The 15,458-nt window shown below is 40.7% G+C and carries 17 protein-coding genes; all 17 read right to left on the bottom strand.

Going from position 1 to position 15,458, the window contains the following annotated elements:
- Window positions 1-3 precede the first annotated feature (3 nt).
- Window positions 4-1,962, bottom strand: coding sequence for a heme lyase CcmF/NrfE family subunit (locus ED622_RS11410; RefSeq protein WP_122034093.1), 1,959 nt, complete (start codon window positions 1,960-1,962; stop codon window positions 4-6).
- Window positions 1,959-2,444: a cytochrome c maturation protein CcmE gene (gene ccmE / locus ED622_RS11415; protein WP_122034095.1), complete on the bottom strand. Its 486-nt coding sequence runs from the start codon at window positions 2,442-2,444 to the stop codon at window positions 1,959-1,961. Before ccmE ends, ED622_RS11410 begins: the two co-directional genes overlap by 4 nt.
- Window positions 2,441-2,647 carry a heme exporter protein CcmD gene (ccmD, locus tag ED622_RS11420; RefSeq protein ID WP_005420294.1) on the bottom strand — a complete coding sequence of 69 codons (207 nt, stop codon included), beginning with the start codon at window positions 2,645-2,647 and terminating at the stop codon, window positions 2,441-2,443. The genes ccmE and ccmD overlap by 4 nt, the downstream gene beginning before the upstream one ends.
- Window positions 2,647-3,393: a heme ABC transporter permease gene (locus ED622_RS11425; RefSeq protein WP_122034097.1), complete on the bottom strand. Its 747-nt coding sequence runs from the start codon at window positions 3,391-3,393 to the stop codon at window positions 2,647-2,649. Before ED622_RS11425 ends, ccmD begins: the two co-directional genes overlap by 1 nt.
- A gap of 42 nt (window positions 3,394-3,435) precedes the next feature.
- The gene (ccmB, locus tag ED622_RS19950) at window positions 3,436-4,104 is read right to left on the bottom strand and encodes a heme exporter protein CcmB (RefSeq protein ID WP_045102604.1); all 669 of its coding nucleotides are present in this window, start codon (window positions 4,102-4,104) and stop codon (window positions 3,436-3,438) included.
- On the bottom strand, window positions 4,105-4,719 hold the full coding sequence (gene ccmA, locus ED622_RS19955; RefSeq protein WP_045102605.1) for a cytochrome c biogenesis heme-transporting ATPase CcmA: 615 nt from the start codon (window positions 4,717-4,719) through the stop codon (window positions 4,105-4,107).
- 275 nt (window positions 4,720-4,994) lie between these two features.
- Window positions 4,995-5,456, bottom strand: coding sequence for a DUF2802 domain-containing protein (locus ED622_RS11435; RefSeq protein ID WP_122034100.1), 462 nt, complete (start codon window positions 5,454-5,456; stop codon window positions 4,995-4,997).
- Window positions 5,456-5,950, bottom strand: coding sequence for a chemotaxis protein CheW (locus ED622_RS11440; RefSeq protein ID WP_122034102.1), 495 nt, complete (start codon window positions 5,948-5,950; stop codon window positions 5,456-5,458). The genes ED622_RS11435 and ED622_RS11440 overlap by 1 nt, the downstream gene beginning before the upstream one ends.
- Before the next feature lie 29 nt (window positions 5,951-5,979).
- Complete coding sequence (locus tag ED622_RS11445) at window positions 5,980-7,071, bottom strand: chemotaxis protein CheW (RefSeq protein ID WP_122034104.1); 1,092 nt, start codon at window positions 7,069-7,071, stop codon at window positions 5,980-5,982.
- A complete protein-coding gene (locus ED622_RS11450; RefSeq protein WP_122034106.1) occupies window positions 7,071-7,838 on the bottom strand; it encodes a ParA family protein in 768 nt (255 codons plus the stop codon). The genes ED622_RS11445 and ED622_RS11450 overlap by 1 nt, the downstream gene beginning before the upstream one ends.
- Window positions 7,839-7,847: 9 nt before the next feature.
- A complete protein-coding gene (locus ED622_RS11455) occupies window positions 7,848-8,984 on the bottom strand; it encodes a chemotaxis response regulator protein-glutamate methylesterase (RefSeq protein WP_122034108.1) in 1,137 nt (378 codons plus the stop codon).
- Between the two features lie 15 nt (window positions 8,985-8,999).
- Complete coding sequence (locus ED622_RS11460) at window positions 9,000-11,174, bottom strand: chemotaxis protein CheA (protein ID WP_122034110.1); 2,175 nt, start codon at window positions 11,172-11,174, stop codon at window positions 9,000-9,002.
- 9 nt (window positions 11,175-11,183) lie between these two features.
- On the bottom strand, window positions 11,184-11,900 hold the full coding sequence (locus ED622_RS11465) for a protein phosphatase CheZ (RefSeq protein WP_122034112.1): 717 nt from the start codon (window positions 11,898-11,900) through the stop codon (window positions 11,184-11,186).
- Between the two features lie 33 nt (window positions 11,901-11,933).
- Window positions 11,934-12,314 (bottom strand): chemotaxis response regulator CheY, encoded by a 381-nt coding sequence (gene cheY / locus ED622_RS11470; RefSeq protein WP_005420316.1) that lies wholly within the window; start codon window positions 12,312-12,314, stop codon window positions 11,934-11,936.
- A 36-nt stretch (window positions 12,315-12,350) separates the two neighbouring features.
- The gene (locus tag ED622_RS11475) at window positions 12,351-13,082 is read right to left on the bottom strand and encodes an RNA polymerase sigma factor FliA (protein WP_122034114.1); all 732 of its coding nucleotides are present in this window, start codon (window positions 13,080-13,082) and stop codon (window positions 12,351-12,353) included.
- Window positions 13,075-13,965, bottom strand: coding sequence for a MinD/ParA family protein (locus ED622_RS11480; protein ID WP_122034117.1), 891 nt, complete (start codon window positions 13,963-13,965; stop codon window positions 13,075-13,077). Before ED622_RS11480 ends, ED622_RS11475 begins: the two co-directional genes overlap by 8 nt.
- Window positions 13,962-15,452 carry a flagellar biosynthesis protein FlhF gene (flhF, locus tag ED622_RS11485; RefSeq protein WP_122034119.1) on the bottom strand — a complete coding sequence of 497 codons (1,491 nt, stop codon included), beginning with the start codon at window positions 15,450-15,452 and terminating at the stop codon, window positions 13,962-13,964. The genes ED622_RS11480 and flhF overlap by 4 nt, the downstream gene beginning before the upstream one ends.
- Window positions 15,453-15,458 lie beyond the last annotated feature (6 nt).

Here is a 15,458-nt window from a genome sequence, read left to right on the forward strand (position 1 = left end):
AATTTAAGCTTCCTGTTTTTTATCTATTTTACGGAAACGGTAGCGCTTATCAGATAATGCTAATATGCCACCAATTGCCATAAATAATGTACCAGCCCAGATCCAACGCACGAATGGTTTGTAGTAGATACGTACAGCCCATGAACGGTTGTCATCTAAACGCTCACCCATTGCAATGTATAAATCACGAGTAAAGCCACGATCAATCGCTGCCTCAGTCATCATTGAACCTGCAGTTTCATAAAAACGTTTTTCAGCATGAAGCGTATTAATCGCTTTACCATCAAGAGTGATATCAAAATCAGCGGTATAACCATCATAGTTAGGACCATCTGTATCACGCACACCAGCAAAGTAGAACTGATATCCGTTCATTTCAATATGCTCACCTGGTGCTAAACGTACATCTTTTTCGATGCTGTAGTTTTGTACCATGGCAATACCGATAATACTCACAGCTAGGCCAATGTGTGCAAACATCATTGCCCAGTGACTACGACCAAGTTTAGTTAGACCTACCGCAAAAGTATGACGGTGAGTAGCACGTTCATGCAATTCAAAGCCGTGTAAGATCACTATCCAAAGAGACATCATCCAGCCAAGGTATGGCATGAATTGGAATCTATCAGCAAAGATAACCATAAAGACGGCAGCTAGTGGGATCGTAATCGCACCAGTAATCACCATGCGTTTTGCTAAGTGACTTAAGTTGTCACGCTTCCAACGGATCAGAGGACCAATACCCATTAAGAAAGCAAATGGGATCATTAACCATGCAAATAACATATCAAAGAATGGCGCACCGATAGAAACCGAACCCAGACCTAATTGTTTATGTACTAATGGTAATAAGGTACCGACAAGAACGACAACTAATGCCGTCATTAATAGAATATTGTTAGCTAATAATGCATTTTCACGAGAGAACAGTGAGAAATTACCACGAACTCGTACTGATGCGCCTCTTAATGCAAACAGCAGTAATGAACCACCGATCACCATGACGAGGAAACCAAGAATGAACATGCCACGAGAAGGATCAGACGCAAAGGCGTGAACTGATACTAAAATGCCAGAACGAACTAGGAACGTACCTAATAAACTTAATGAGAATGCTAAAATCGCCAGTAATACAGTCCACGCTTTAAACGTACCGCGTTTCTCTGTTACTGCTAGTGAGTGCATTAATGCGGTACCAGCAAGCCAAGGCATAAATGATGCGTTTTCTACTGGATCCCAGAACCACCAGCCACCCCAGCCAAGTTCATAATATGCCCACCATGAACCTAGAGAGATACCTACTGTTAGAAATGACCATGCAGCGATTGTCCAAGGACGAGACCAACGAGCCCAAGCCGTATCTAAACGACCTGCCATTAATGATGCGATAGCGAAAGAGAAAGCAACCGAGAAACCAACATAACCCATATATAGCATTGGTGGGTGAATGATTAGACCCGGATCTTGTAGTAACGGGTTTAAATCACGACCATCAATTGGGAAGAATGGTAGCGTACGCAAGAATGGATTTGATGTAAGAATAATGAACAGTAAGAAACCGACGTTAATCCACCCCATTACTGCTAAAACACGCGCAACCGATTCTTGTGGCATGCCACGGCTAAAGGTAGCAACAGCAACAGTCCAACCTGCTTGGATAAGAACCCAAAGCAATAAAGACCCTTCGTGAGCGCCCCAAACTGCCGTTAAACGGTAATACCAAGGAAGTAAACTGTTTGAGTTACTTGCGACGTATTGCAGTGTGAAATCATTAATGTAGAAAGCCCACATTAAAATACCGAATGATAAGCTTAGGAGTAAAAACATACCCCACGACAATGGCCTTGCACTTTGCATTAACGCTTTATTGCCACGGCTTGCGCCATATAAAGGCAATATACTCAATAGGATAGAAAGTCCTAAAGAAGCTATTAAGGCAAAATGACCGAGTTCTGCGATCATTGACCTGTTCCTTGTTTTTGTTGTTCAGTGTATTGAAGAGGTTCATGAGTCTTTTTCATTGCTTCTGCAATTTCAGGCGGCATGTATTCTTCATCATGCTTAGCCAGTACTTCATGAGCCTTAACTGTGGTTGCATCGACAAGAACACCTTGCGCTACAATGCCTTGTCCTTCACGGAATAAGTCAGGAAGAATACCGTTATAAGTAACCGTAACTTCTGGACCAATATCGGCAACTTTAAATGAAACTTCTAAAGATTCGCTATCACGCTTTACAGTGCCAGCGACAACCATGCCACCAATACGAAGACGTTGACCAACCTCAGGCTTAGTGCCATCAGGTTTACCGTTAACGAGTTCCGTTGGGGTATAGAATAAATCCATATTTTGATTCAATGCATAAATCATCAAGCCGACTGTTGCACTGACCCCAAAGAATAGAGCAAGGATCAATCCTAGGCGCTTTTTACGTCTTGGATTCATAATGTGTTCTCCATAGTTTTTGCTTTTTTAATTCGTTCTTCTCGTGCCATTTTTTGTTCAATCTCTTTTAGCAATTGACGACGTTTGCCTAAGCTAGAAAATAGAATCCAAAATAATGAAAGAAACGTGGCACCGAATGCGCCCCACACATAAGTGGCGTATCCACCCATGGCTAAAAAATCACTGAATGTATCAAAATGCATTACAATAATTCCTTTTTCTTAACTAACGCTCTAACCCAAGGACGGTGGCTCTCTTTTGCTAAAATTTCATTCCTAAAACGAATAAGAGTCACAGAACCAAAGAAAGTTGCAAAACCAATGATATTTAATAACAAAGGCCACAACATATCGGCAGAAATAGAAGGTTTATCAAACTTTGTGATGCTTGCACCTTGGTGAAGCGTATTCCACCACTCTACTGAGAAGTGAATAATTGGCAGGTTAATCACACCAACAATAGCCAGGATACCTGCTGCACGAGCTGCTGTGCGTTGATCATCAAATGCGTTATATAGTGCCATTACACCTAGGTATAAGAAAAGAAGAATAAGTTCAGATGTTAGACGTGCATCCCATACCCACCATGCGCCCCACATTGGTTTACCCCAAACGGCACCCGTTAATAAGGCAATAAATGTAAATACTGCACCAACAGGAGCCATTGCTGCAGCTGCCATGTCAGAAAGCTTTAACTGCCACACTAAACCAATAAATGCCGCTATCGCCATCGACATATAAGCGCCCATCGACAAAATAGCAGAAGGGACATGGATATAGATAATTCTAAAACTGTCGCCTTGCTGGTAATCAGAAGGGGCAAATGCAAGACCCCAAATCGTACCTACAGTTAAACTGAGAATAGAGATCACCGCAAACCATGGCAGCAGTGTTGTACTTAATTGATACGCTTTTTCTGGTTTAGCGTAAGGATGTAGCCATTTCCACATTGGTTTGTCTCACTTACTTAAATATTAAAATTATAATTATATTTACTGAACACTCACTCGCAGTGCCGAACTAATGGCAAATGGAGTCAATGTTGCGGAGCCCATTAAAAGAGCACCTAAAATCGCTAATTGGCCATTATAAGCCATACCTAAGCTTGCAGCATCAATTGCAGATGTCGCAAAAATTAGAACTGGAATATATAACGGAAGAATAAGAAGACTCAATAATACGCCTCCTTTTTGAAGACCAACCGTTAACGCTACCCCAACCGCACCAAGAAAGCTCAAGGTTGGTGTTCCTAGCAGCAATGTCAAAACAATGGCTAACCATGTATTAAAATCTAATGATAATAGAACCGCTAATAACGGGCTAATGATGATCAATGGCAGACCGGTTAATAACCAATGCGCGACCACTTTAGCTAGAACAAGTATAGATAATGGACTTGGCATTAGCATCATCTGCTCTAGGGATCCGTCTGCAAAGTCATCTCTAAAAAGGCGCTCTAAAGACAATAATGCCGATAACAAAGCAGCAACCCAAACAATACCCGCAGCAATACGCGCCAGTAAATTTGGCTCAGGCCCGATACTTAATGGAAATAGCGTGATCACGATAATAAAAAACCAAAGCGGATTAAGAATATCGGCTTTACGACGAAACGCGATTAATAACTCACGTCGGATAATGGTTGTCATTGAAGCAAACATCTATTCACCTAACCTGATTTTTTTAAGCTCATTACTGTCAGTAAACAGATCCTGATGCGTTGTCAGCAAGACGATCCCACCTTGTTTTGCATGGCTCATAAACAACTGTTCAAGTACTTTAACACCTTGTTTATCAATCGCGGTTAACGGTTCATCTAATACCCATAACTTATGGTTACTCAACCAAAGGCGAGCTAAAGCAACTCGACGCTGTTGACCTGCAGATAATTGCCCTGCAGCTACATCTTCTCGTCCTGCTAAACCCACACGAGCTAATGCATCCCAAATGGCTTCTTCGTTATAATTGCTGTGCATCGATTGATAAAATGCAAGGTTTTCAAATGCCGTTAATTCACGCTTAACACCAGTATGATGACCTAAGAAAAGTAAATCACTATGAAACTCTTCGCGATTTTTCTTTATCGATTCACCATTCCAATAAATATCGCCTTCATCCGCATAACCTAACCCTGCAATAATACGCAGTAATGTGGTTTTACCTGCGCCATTTTGCCCTTCTATCTGAATTAACTCACCATCAGAGATAGTAAAACTTAATTGTTCAAATAGAACGCGTTCATCTCGAATACAGGTAACGTTACGAATTTCTAGCATAAGTATCTATTGTTGAAAAATATTAGGGGCATTCTAGCACAGCAAAAACGGCGAAACTTAGATATAAAACAAATCTATTTAGATAGATAAGTAAATAAGTATGTCATTTAGTTTCAAATTCTTTAATCACGAAATCCACTAAGAATTCATAGAGTTATAACAACAGATAACCCCTACCACCTTGTGGGTATTTCTGATTTTTTATACCGAATTCTATAACGAAAAAAGCCCCTTATAAATAAGGAGCTTTAAAATTCATTGGCTATGAGACGCAGTTAGTCTTCGTCTTCGAACCGTAATGGTGGAATCGAGCCTTTACCACCAGCAATTTTAGCCTGTAAAGACATCATTAACTCAGCTTCTGCTTTTGGCAGCTCACATTCTTCCATTAGCTCGTTAATGCCCGCACCCAACTGAACCAACTTATTGGCTCTTGAATACAAACGACTGTCAGCATCTGTATTTTCAAGCTCGTTTAAGCGCTCATCAAAATGTTGACTCAATTGAGTAATATCCGCAACTTTCTGCCCCATATTGATCGAGGCTGTGCGAAATTCAACAAACTGCTTATTAAGCTTTTGCTGCTCATCTTGAAGTTGTTGATTCTGCTTTTGAGCGTGCGTTAATTGCGCTGCTAACTGTACATTCTTGCGATTTAAGATAACAAAAATTACAAGAACTAAAATTACAGCAGCCGCTGCTAATAGCTCTGAGAGCTGAGTTAAAATATCAACCATTATAGGCTTGCCATGTCATCCCATTCGTCTTCAGACAAAAGTTTGTTAAGGTCTACCAAGATAAGTAATTTGCCTTCACGGTTACTAACGCCCTGAATAAACTTAGAGCTTTCTTCCGTGCCAACACTTGGCGTCGTATCAATTTCTGATGAACGTAAGTATACAACTTCAGCTACGCTATCTACAAGGATACCAATAACCTGACGCTCAGATTCTATAACGATGATACGTGTATTATCTGTGATTTCACCTTGCATTAAGCCAAAGCGTGAACGAGTGTCAATCACGGTTACTACATTACCACGAAGGTTGATAATCCCTAGAACGTAGTCTGGCGCGCCTGGTACTGGTGCGATTTCTGTGTGACGTAATACTTCACGTACTTGCATTACATTGATGCCGTAAGTTTCTTCTTCTAGTTGAAACGTTACCCACTGTAATACTTCATCATTCACTTGATCCTTGCGGATCTCTACTTCATTAATCTGAGACATTCTATTTCCTCGTACTCTTAGAGTTATTTTTACTCTATTCCCTTAATGTCCAGACCGGCATTAAGCATCGTAATCATCGCCTCAACGTGAATTAAGGCACACATCTTCTCTTTTACCATTCCTGATAGCCATGGACGCTTTCCAGCGGTTTCTCGCCAACGAATTCGATCGCTCGTAAGGGTTTCAGTTCCGGCTAACGCATTACACGCTAATCCCCATTTGCTTTCTCCAAGCATAACAAGGTATTGGTAATCTTCTTTATAACTGTCATCTTTAATGCTTTGTGGCATGACCCACTTTGCTGTATCCAGCGCATCTATTTTTGTATCACGGTTATTTTGCAAACCAAGATACCAATCAGGACGACCAATTAAATGGTTTAATTCCGTTATCTGGTGAATACCGCCTAATTGTGCCAATGGAACCGCAAATGTCACGCCCATTACTTCAAAAAAGAGAACTTGAAATTCATCATCATGCTCTGAGTTTTCCCAATCTAGTCCGCTTAACGGCGGTGCTTTACCCGTTTGCGTTTCAAGTTGGATTTCAGTCTCATCACTGGTCTCTTTTTCATTATTCGGTATCACTTCTGAACTATCAGTATTGAGCTCAGATGGAGGAGTCACTGTTATTTTATCTGAGATATCCCACGCAGATAAATCGGGCTCTTCTTCTGGTTCTTCAGCAACTAACGCTTCAACAACCGTTTCGGTTTCAACGGTTGTCTGAATAACTGGTTCAACGTCAACAACAGCTTGCTCAGTTTCAATATTGTTTGATACTAAAGCATCAATTTCAATTTGAGCATCAAGTTGTGAGTTTTCTAGCTGACTCAATAAACGCTGAACATCTTCTAATTGAGGTAGCTCAAACGGATAGTCTTCAAAATCATCCGTTTTTGTTGAAAATTGTGGCTGATATTGTGGTTCTGGTGATGCCATTACCACTGACTCTGAATGCCAAGTAATTTCTAGCTCTGGCTCTGGCTCTGGCTCTGGCTCTGGCTCTGGCAGAACAGTGTTTACTGTTTCTGGAACCAGCTCAATGGTCTCTTCATCTAACAGTGATGAAAAGTAGTCATCAAGTGCTTCTTCACTGGTAAATGTTTTAAAATCAGCCATTAAGCTAATCTCTCCAAATAATTTAATAATGTTTTATAAGCAAAAACACCACGACTATTTGGCGAGACAAATGATGGCGGCATTCTTTTTAAACTGGCATCTCTAAACTTAGTATCAATCGGTACTGCTGATGCCCATACTTGATCTGAATACGTCGATTTCAGCTCCATTAATGTCTGTAATGACGCATTAGTTCGTTTATCGTACATGGTTGGAATAATGGTAACATCGAACAAAGACGGTTTATTTCTCTGCATGATGTTTAGTGTTCTCATCATTCTTTCTAGCCCTTTCATCGCTAGAAACTCAGTCTGTACTGGGATCAAAATACGCGTACTTGCCGCTAATGCATTAACCATCATTACTCCTAAAATAGGAGGGCAATCGATCAATACATAATCGTACTCATCTTCTAATGCTTTTAAGGCACGTTTAAGTACTAACCCCATGCCGTTACGGTTACCCATAACACGATCTAATGTTGCAAGAGACATATGTGCAGGGATGATATCTAACCCTGGAATGTCACTTTTTAAAACAAACGGCATAACGCTTGTTTTATTGATCGCTGGCAATTGAAACAACTCAAATAAGCTGCAAGGTAAATCGTCTGAATCATAACCTAAATACGTAGTTAACGAACCGTGAGGATCTGTATCTACCATAAGCACACGCTTACCACGCTGAGAAAGTAAACCAGCGAGGGTAATCGTTGTTGTTGTTTTACCAACACCACCTTTCTGGTTTGCTATGCTCCAGACAATCATTACTATTTCCTACTTTAATCCCACTTCAATGAGCATTCTTTCTGCTACACGTTCAAGTGGTAAACTTTCTGATGATAAGCCTGCTTTATCTATCGCTTGAGGCATACCATAAACAACACAACTTTGCTCATCTTGAGACCAGATAGTCGCACCTGCCGCTTTTAGCATTCGACAGGCTTCACGACCATCGGCACCCATTCCTGTCAGGATCATAGAAAGTACTTTATCGCCATACACTTTAGCAGCAGACCCAAAAGTAACATCCACGCAAGGCTTGTAGTTTATGCGTTCACCACCATCTAAGATCTTCAAACGAGAAGATCCTGGACGACCATCAACCATCATCTGCAAGCCACCGGGAGCAAGATAAGCACAACCAGGTTTAAGAACATCCCCATCTTGGGCTTCTTTCACTTGGATTTTACACAAGTTATTTAATCGTGCTGCAAAGGCCGCGGTAAAGGTTGCAGGCATATGCTGAACCAAAATAATCGGATGCGGATAATTAGCAGGAATAGCGGTTAGTATCTTTTGTAATGCAACAGGACCTCCCGTTGAAGTCCCGATAGCCGTTAATTGATACTTTTTGCCTGTCGCTTTAAAACGCTGACCTACAGGAGCTACTGGTGTATTTTTGACTGGCGCTGCTGATGTTAAAGCCGCAGAACGAGTCGTTGTTGCTCGTGTTGTTGGTGCTATTGCTGCTGTTGCTGTCTGCGATGCCAATAAAGGACGACGCATAAATGACTTTTTACGTGCAATTTCAGCAATACGTTTTTGCAATAAGCTTACTGCTTCGTCTCTATTGCGTGCTATATCTTCAAATTTCTTAGGTAAGAAATCCAAAGCTCCAGCATCTAAAGCATCAAGTGTTGCCTTAGCGCCATCATGAGTAAGAGAAGAAAACATCAACGTCGGCGTTGGACAGACCTTCATGATTTCTTTCACCGCAGAGATGCCATCCATTACCGGCATCTCAATATCCATGGTGATAACATCTGGCTTTAGTAATTTCGCTTTTTCTACCGCTTCTTTACCGTTAACCGCAACATCGATCACCTCAAGACGAGGATCGGCATTAATGATTTCACTAACTCTACGACGAAAAAAACTTGAATCATCAACAACTAATACTTTTATTGCCATGTTAATCCTTGTTCATTAACACATACGAACTGCGTAACGTTTTAGCAAATTTGGAACATCAAGGATCAATGCAATATGTCCATCAGATGTGATGGTCGCACCTGCCATTCCTGGCGTACCTTGCAGTAGTTCATCAAGAGGTTTAATGACCACTTCTTCTTGACCAATCAGCGTATCCACAACAAAACCAACTCGTTGTGCTCCTAATTGAATAATAACCACATGACCTAGTCCTTTACGTTCTGTTTGGCGAGAACCTTTAACTAACCAGTCTTGTAAGAAGAACAGTGGAATCGATTTTTCACGGACAATCGTCGTTAACTGACCATCAACCATGTTTGTTTTCGATAAATCAAGATGGAAAATTTCGTTTACACTAGCTAAAGGTAATGCGAATGGTTGATTCGCAACACCTACCATTAGAGTAGGAAGAATCGCTAGTGTTAGTGGCACTTTGATTACGATCTTTGTGCCTTCACCCATACTTGAATCAATATCAATAGAACCGTTTAGTTGGTTGATTGCAGTTTTAACTACATCCATGCCTACACCACGACCTGAGATATCTGAAATTTCAGTCTTAGTTGAGAAACCAGGAGCAAAAATTAAGTTATAACACTCTTTATTGGTTAATCGAGATGCTGCATCTGTATCCATTAAACCACGTGTTACGGCAATGCCACGAAGTTTATCCGCATCCATACCACCACCATCATCAATGATGCTTAATAGAATGTGATCACCTTCTTGAGAAGCAGATAAGATCACTTTACCGGTGCGATCTTTACCTGTTTTAGCTCGCACGTCTGGCATTTCAATACCATGGTCCACAGAGTTACGTACTAAGTGAATCAATGGATCAGCAAGCGCTTCAACCAAGTTTTTATCTAAATCTGTTTCTTCACCGCGCATTTCTAGCACGATGTCTTTTTTCAATGCTCGAGCTAAATCACGTACAACTCGAGGGAATCGACCAAATACTTTCTTAATTGGTTGCATACGTGTTTTCATTACTGCACCTTGTAGATCGGCAGTAACGACATCTAAATTTGAAACCGCTTTTGACATTTCTTCGTCATTGCTATTCAAACCTAAACTAACCAAACGGTTACGTACTAATACAAGCTCACCCACCATATTCATGATGTTATCTAGTGTAGATGTATCAACACGAACTGTACTCTCAGCCTGTGGCTTAGACTGTGGTTTAGCCGGCGCTTTAGCTACAGGCTTGACTTCAGGAGCTTGAGTTCTTGTTGCTACAGGAGCCGTTGTTCGTGTTGGCGCTTCTTGTGCGACAGAAGCTGGTGCTACCGAAGCCATTGCTGCCGCTGGTTTTACTGCTTGTTCAAGCTCTTCATCTGTTGGTCCCTTACCTGAACCATGTAGCTGATCTAACAGTTTTTCAAATTCATCATCGCTCATGAGATCTGAATCACCGGCTAACACTTCATCAACAGATTTTACATCTGCAGCTGGTGCTACTGGCGACTTACTTGGGCTTTGGCCTGAACCATGAAGCTCATCAAGTAAACGTTCAAATTCATCATCAGTAATATCGCCATCTGACATACTACTATTTGAGATTGATACCGTAGGTGCGGCTGGAGCTGGTGTTGCTACGACAGCTGATGGCGCAGTACCTTTTCCATGTAATTCGTCTAATAACTTTTCGAATTCGTCTTCAGTAATGTCATCCACGGAATCGTGCAAATTATTAGCTGGACTTTCAACAACCACATCTTCAACAACAGGAACTGCAATAGCTTCTTCAACGGCTAATGCCGCTTCATCTTCTGATGTAGGCTTACTTAGTCGATGTAACTCATCAAGAAGTCGCTGCTCTGCAGGTTGTAATGCTTCGCCATTCTGAACCGAAACAAACATAACATTAACGTTATCTAAGGTTTCAAGAATAGTATCCATTAACTCAGAAGTAACTTTACGCTTACCAGTTCTAAGAATATCGAACACATTTTCCGCACCATGACACGCATCAACTAACTCAGTTAATGAAAGAAAGCCTGCGCCGCCCTTTACTGTATGGAAACCACGAAAAATAGCATTTAATAGCTCAGAGTCATCAGGACGCTGCTCTAATTCAACTAATTGTTCAGAAAGAAGCTCAAGAATTTCTCCTGCTTCAATTAAGAAATCTTGCAGGATGTCTTCATCCATTTCAAAGCTCATAATATTCCTCTAAAATCCTAGACTGGCTAATAGGTCATCAACATCATCTTGTGACGCAACAGCATCTTCACGTTCATGCGGGTTTAAGATAGGGCCTTCGGCTTTAGAAGGTTTTTCTTTCCCTTCTTCCTTACCAAGCTGCTCTTCAACTTTAAATAAAGTCAAAATATCAACCAGTCGGTCTTCAACTTCTTGAACTAGCGTAATAACTCGTTTAATAATTTGTCCGGTAAGATCTTGAAAGTCTTGTGCCATTAAGATATTAGTCAATTCATTACGTAACTCTGAACTATTACCTTCAACTTGAGTCAATAATCCATCAATGTTGTGACATAAGGCTTTAAATTGAGCGAGCTCAATACGGCCTTTCATTAAACTGTTCCACTGTGGGCGAACCTGCAACAAGCCTTCATGCAACTCGTCAGCAATAGGTAATGAACGGTCCACAGCATCCATAGTTTTATTGGCGGCCATCTCCGTTTTATCAATCACATATTGCAAACGATCACGTGCATCAGGTATCTCATCATTCGCAATAGCAACCACACGATGATCAAGCTTAAAGTTCTTTAATGACTCATGAAGATCACGAGTTAAAGACCCTATCTCTTGCAACATTGGAGGTTCACTAGAAACGGCGAATGAAGCGACAAATTGATCCGCTTCTTCTTGCTTGCCTGCTTCTAATAAAGCAACAAGCTCTTTGGCATCAGTTAATGAAATCATCTTATTAGTTAATCCTTACCGAGCAACATTGACTTATAAACGTTCAAAAATCTTGTCTAATTTTTCTTTCAATGTTGCCGCTGTAAATGGTTTAACAATGTAGCCATTTACGCCAGCTTGAGCCGCTTCAATGATCTGTTCGCGTTTTGCTTCTGCTGTGATCATTAATACAGGTAAATGCTTTAATTCGTCATCGGCACGAATTGTTTTTAGCAAGTCGATCCCTTGCATCCCAGGCATGTTCCAATCTGTTACTACAAAATCGAAACCACCTTTTTTAAGCAGTGGTAATGCTGTTAAACCATCATCCGCTTCTTGAGTGTTATTAAAACCTAAGTCACGTAATAAGTTTTTTACAATACGGCGCATTGTTGAGAAATCGTCAACAATAAGGATCTTCATGTTTTTATTCAAAATCGCCTCCAGTGAGGGCAAAGTAACGGGATTTAATTATTCTACTGTCCAAGTTGATAACTTGGCCCGTAGTCGTTGCATTGATTGGCTATGTATTTGGCTAACACGAGATTCGCTTACACCAATAACGGCACCAATTTCTTTTAGGTTTAACTCTTCATCGTAGTAAAGAGATAAAACCAAAGCTTCTCTTTCTGGAAGTGTTTTAATCGCTTCCACAAGAGCCACTCTAAAGTGTTCGTCGGCAACACCTTGAAATGGAATATTATCGTCGGCTTGTTCTTCTGTTGTTATTACATCATCAGAAACACCTAAATCTTCCATGCCGACCAGTTTACCGCAATTTACATCATTAAGTATCTGATAATACTGATCTAAGGGTAATTCTAAATGCTCAGCTATCTCTTTATCGGTCGGTTCACGAGAAAGTTTAGCTTCAAGAGCTTTAATTGCTGCATTTACCATTCGACTATTTTTATGAACAGAGCGAGGAACCCAGTCTCCACGTCGAATTTCATCCAACATTGAGCCACGAATTCGGATACCGGCGTAAGTTTCAAAACTTGCGCCCTTACTGCCATCATAATTTTTCTGGGCTTCTAACAGACCGATCATGCCAGACTGAATAAGATCATCAACCAATACACTCGCAGGTAATCTGGCCATTAAATGATGGGCAATGCGTTTCACTAAATCAGAATATCTTTCTAAAAATGCTTTCTGACTGTTTACATTGCCTTTATGATCGTATGTTAAGCCATCAGACATAATCGTCCTCTACTTCACTTGATTTTTCATTTCGTAATAATTTCTCTACGAAAAACTCCAAATGGCCACTTGGAACCTTTGGTACTGGCCAAGTCACCACTTTATTTGCTAACGATTTCATCGCTAACGCTGCTGGAGAGCGAGGATAAGCATCTACAACAACTTTTTGTTTTCTAACAGATAAGCGTACTTTCTCATCCAAAGGAATACAAGCGACAAGTTCCATATTTGCAGACAAGAAGCGATCCGTAACTAAGGTTAACTTAGCAAACAATTCTCGACCTTCTCGATAGCTTCTTACCATATTCGAAACAATTTTAAAACGTTGAACATTATGTTCTCGGTTTAGCAATTTGATCAATGCATAAGCATCAGTAATAGATGTCGGCTCATCACAAACAACCACAAGTACATCTTGAGCTGCGCGTGAAAAACTTGTTACCATATCAGAGATACCAGCAGCCGTATCGATTAGTAATATATCAATTTCTTCTTCTAAACTACTAAAAGCACGAATAAGTCCTGCATGCTGCGCTGGTGTTAGCTCTGCCATCGATTTTGAACCTGAAGTAGCAGGAATTAATTTAACTCCGTATGGCCCTTCAACGATAATATCTTGTAAATCACATTCGCCATCAAGTACATGGCCTAGGTTTTTATGTGCTCGTACACCGAGCATAATATCAATATTTGCTAAACCAAGATCACCATCAAGTACCATCACTTTCTTTCCTTGCTGAGCAAGTGATAATGCTAAATTCAATGTTACGTTTGTTTTACCTACGCCGCCTTTACCACCCGTTACGGCAACCACTTTGGTCAACGTAGGTTTAGTCAATCGTCGTAATCCACTAGCCTGATCGTATATATTATTATCAATCATAAGTTGTCTGCCTCTGGCGTGTCACTATTCCAGAAATGAGGGTCCTTTTCCGTCGTCTTTTCTAGTAATTCATTTGCTTTTGCTACTAAGTATTTTGGTTGTGCAAGTACAATATCTTCCGGCACTCGTTGTCCATTAGCAATGTAGGCAATAGGCAATCCGTTTTCAATAGTTACACTAATCAGCTCACCTAAACTTAGTGATTCATCAATCTTACTTAAAATGCATCCCGATAATGGAATACGTTTAAAATGATCTATCGTTTCTTGTAAAACTCGTCGCTGCGCTGTCGCAGGCATAACTAAATAGCTGCTGATCTGTGAGCCACTGTGTTCCATTAAAGTATCTAACTGCTCAGTCAATCGAACATCTCGTTGACCCATTCCTGCTGTATCAACAAGAATTAGTCGGCGATTACGCAGTTGATATAATACTGCAGCTAATTCATCGGCATCTTTTGCGATACGTACTGGGCACCCCATAATACGACCATAAATAGCTAATTGCTCTTGAGCACCGATTCTGAAAGTATCTGTTGTAACTAGCGCAACTTGGTCTGAACCATATTCCATTGCAGCTCTTGCTGCTAGTTTTGCAATTGTCGTTGTTTTACCGACACCTGTTGGGCCTAATAACGCAACAATGCCTCCACGAGATAAGGTATCTACTTTAGAGGTTGGGATCTGCTCTGCAAGTAATTTAAGTAAAGCTGACCATGCATCTTTAGGGTCGGTATCTTCTGGAATATAGCACGCAAGCTGATCGGCTAGCTCTGCTGATAAACCCATTTTCTCTAAACGTTTAATTAGCATCGCACGCAATGGCTCACGTCTTTCAACTTCTTGCCACATTAAGCCTGAAACTTGATGCTCTAATAAACGACGAATAGACGACATTTCTGAACGCATGTTTTCTAAATCTTCATTAGAGTCATGCATAGAGCGTCGACCTTTCTCATAACGAGAAGGGTCTAATTTAGGTTGTGAGCGCGTGTTTTTTTGCCCCATTGGATCATCTGAAATAAGGTGCGCTAAATTTGGATTATTTTGAATCGCACGAGTCATTCCTGATGTATCTAATTTAGAAATTTGGGGCTTTGCTGATGAATAAGATTCTGTCGGTTTATTTTGAAATTTAGACTGACGCTTTAACAAAGCCGCTAAGCTGTCTTCTTCTCGCTCAGCATTTTTAGGCTCAGATACATTTGAGTCCGAATTAGACCCCGCATTTGAACCATATTGTTTGATCATATTTGCAAAACGACGTGTCATTGACCCTTTGCCAACACTCACTTTATCCTCTTCAATACGGCGAGGGGCTTGTGTTGATAACGATCCTTGCTCTACACTAGGATCAATCGCTGCAACGATCTCAATACCACCAGTTACTTTTTTATTTGACATAATGACAGCATCGACGCCAAGCTCTTCTTTTACTTGAACCAGAGCTGAACGCATGTCTTTTGCAAAAAATCGTTTAATTTTCAATATCGT

The sequence above is a fragment of the Aliivibrio sp. EL58 genome, from assembly GCF_900312675.1.
In the GTDB taxonomy this organism is placed as follows: Bacteria; Pseudomonadota; Gammaproteobacteria; order Enterobacterales; family Vibrionaceae; genus Aliivibrio.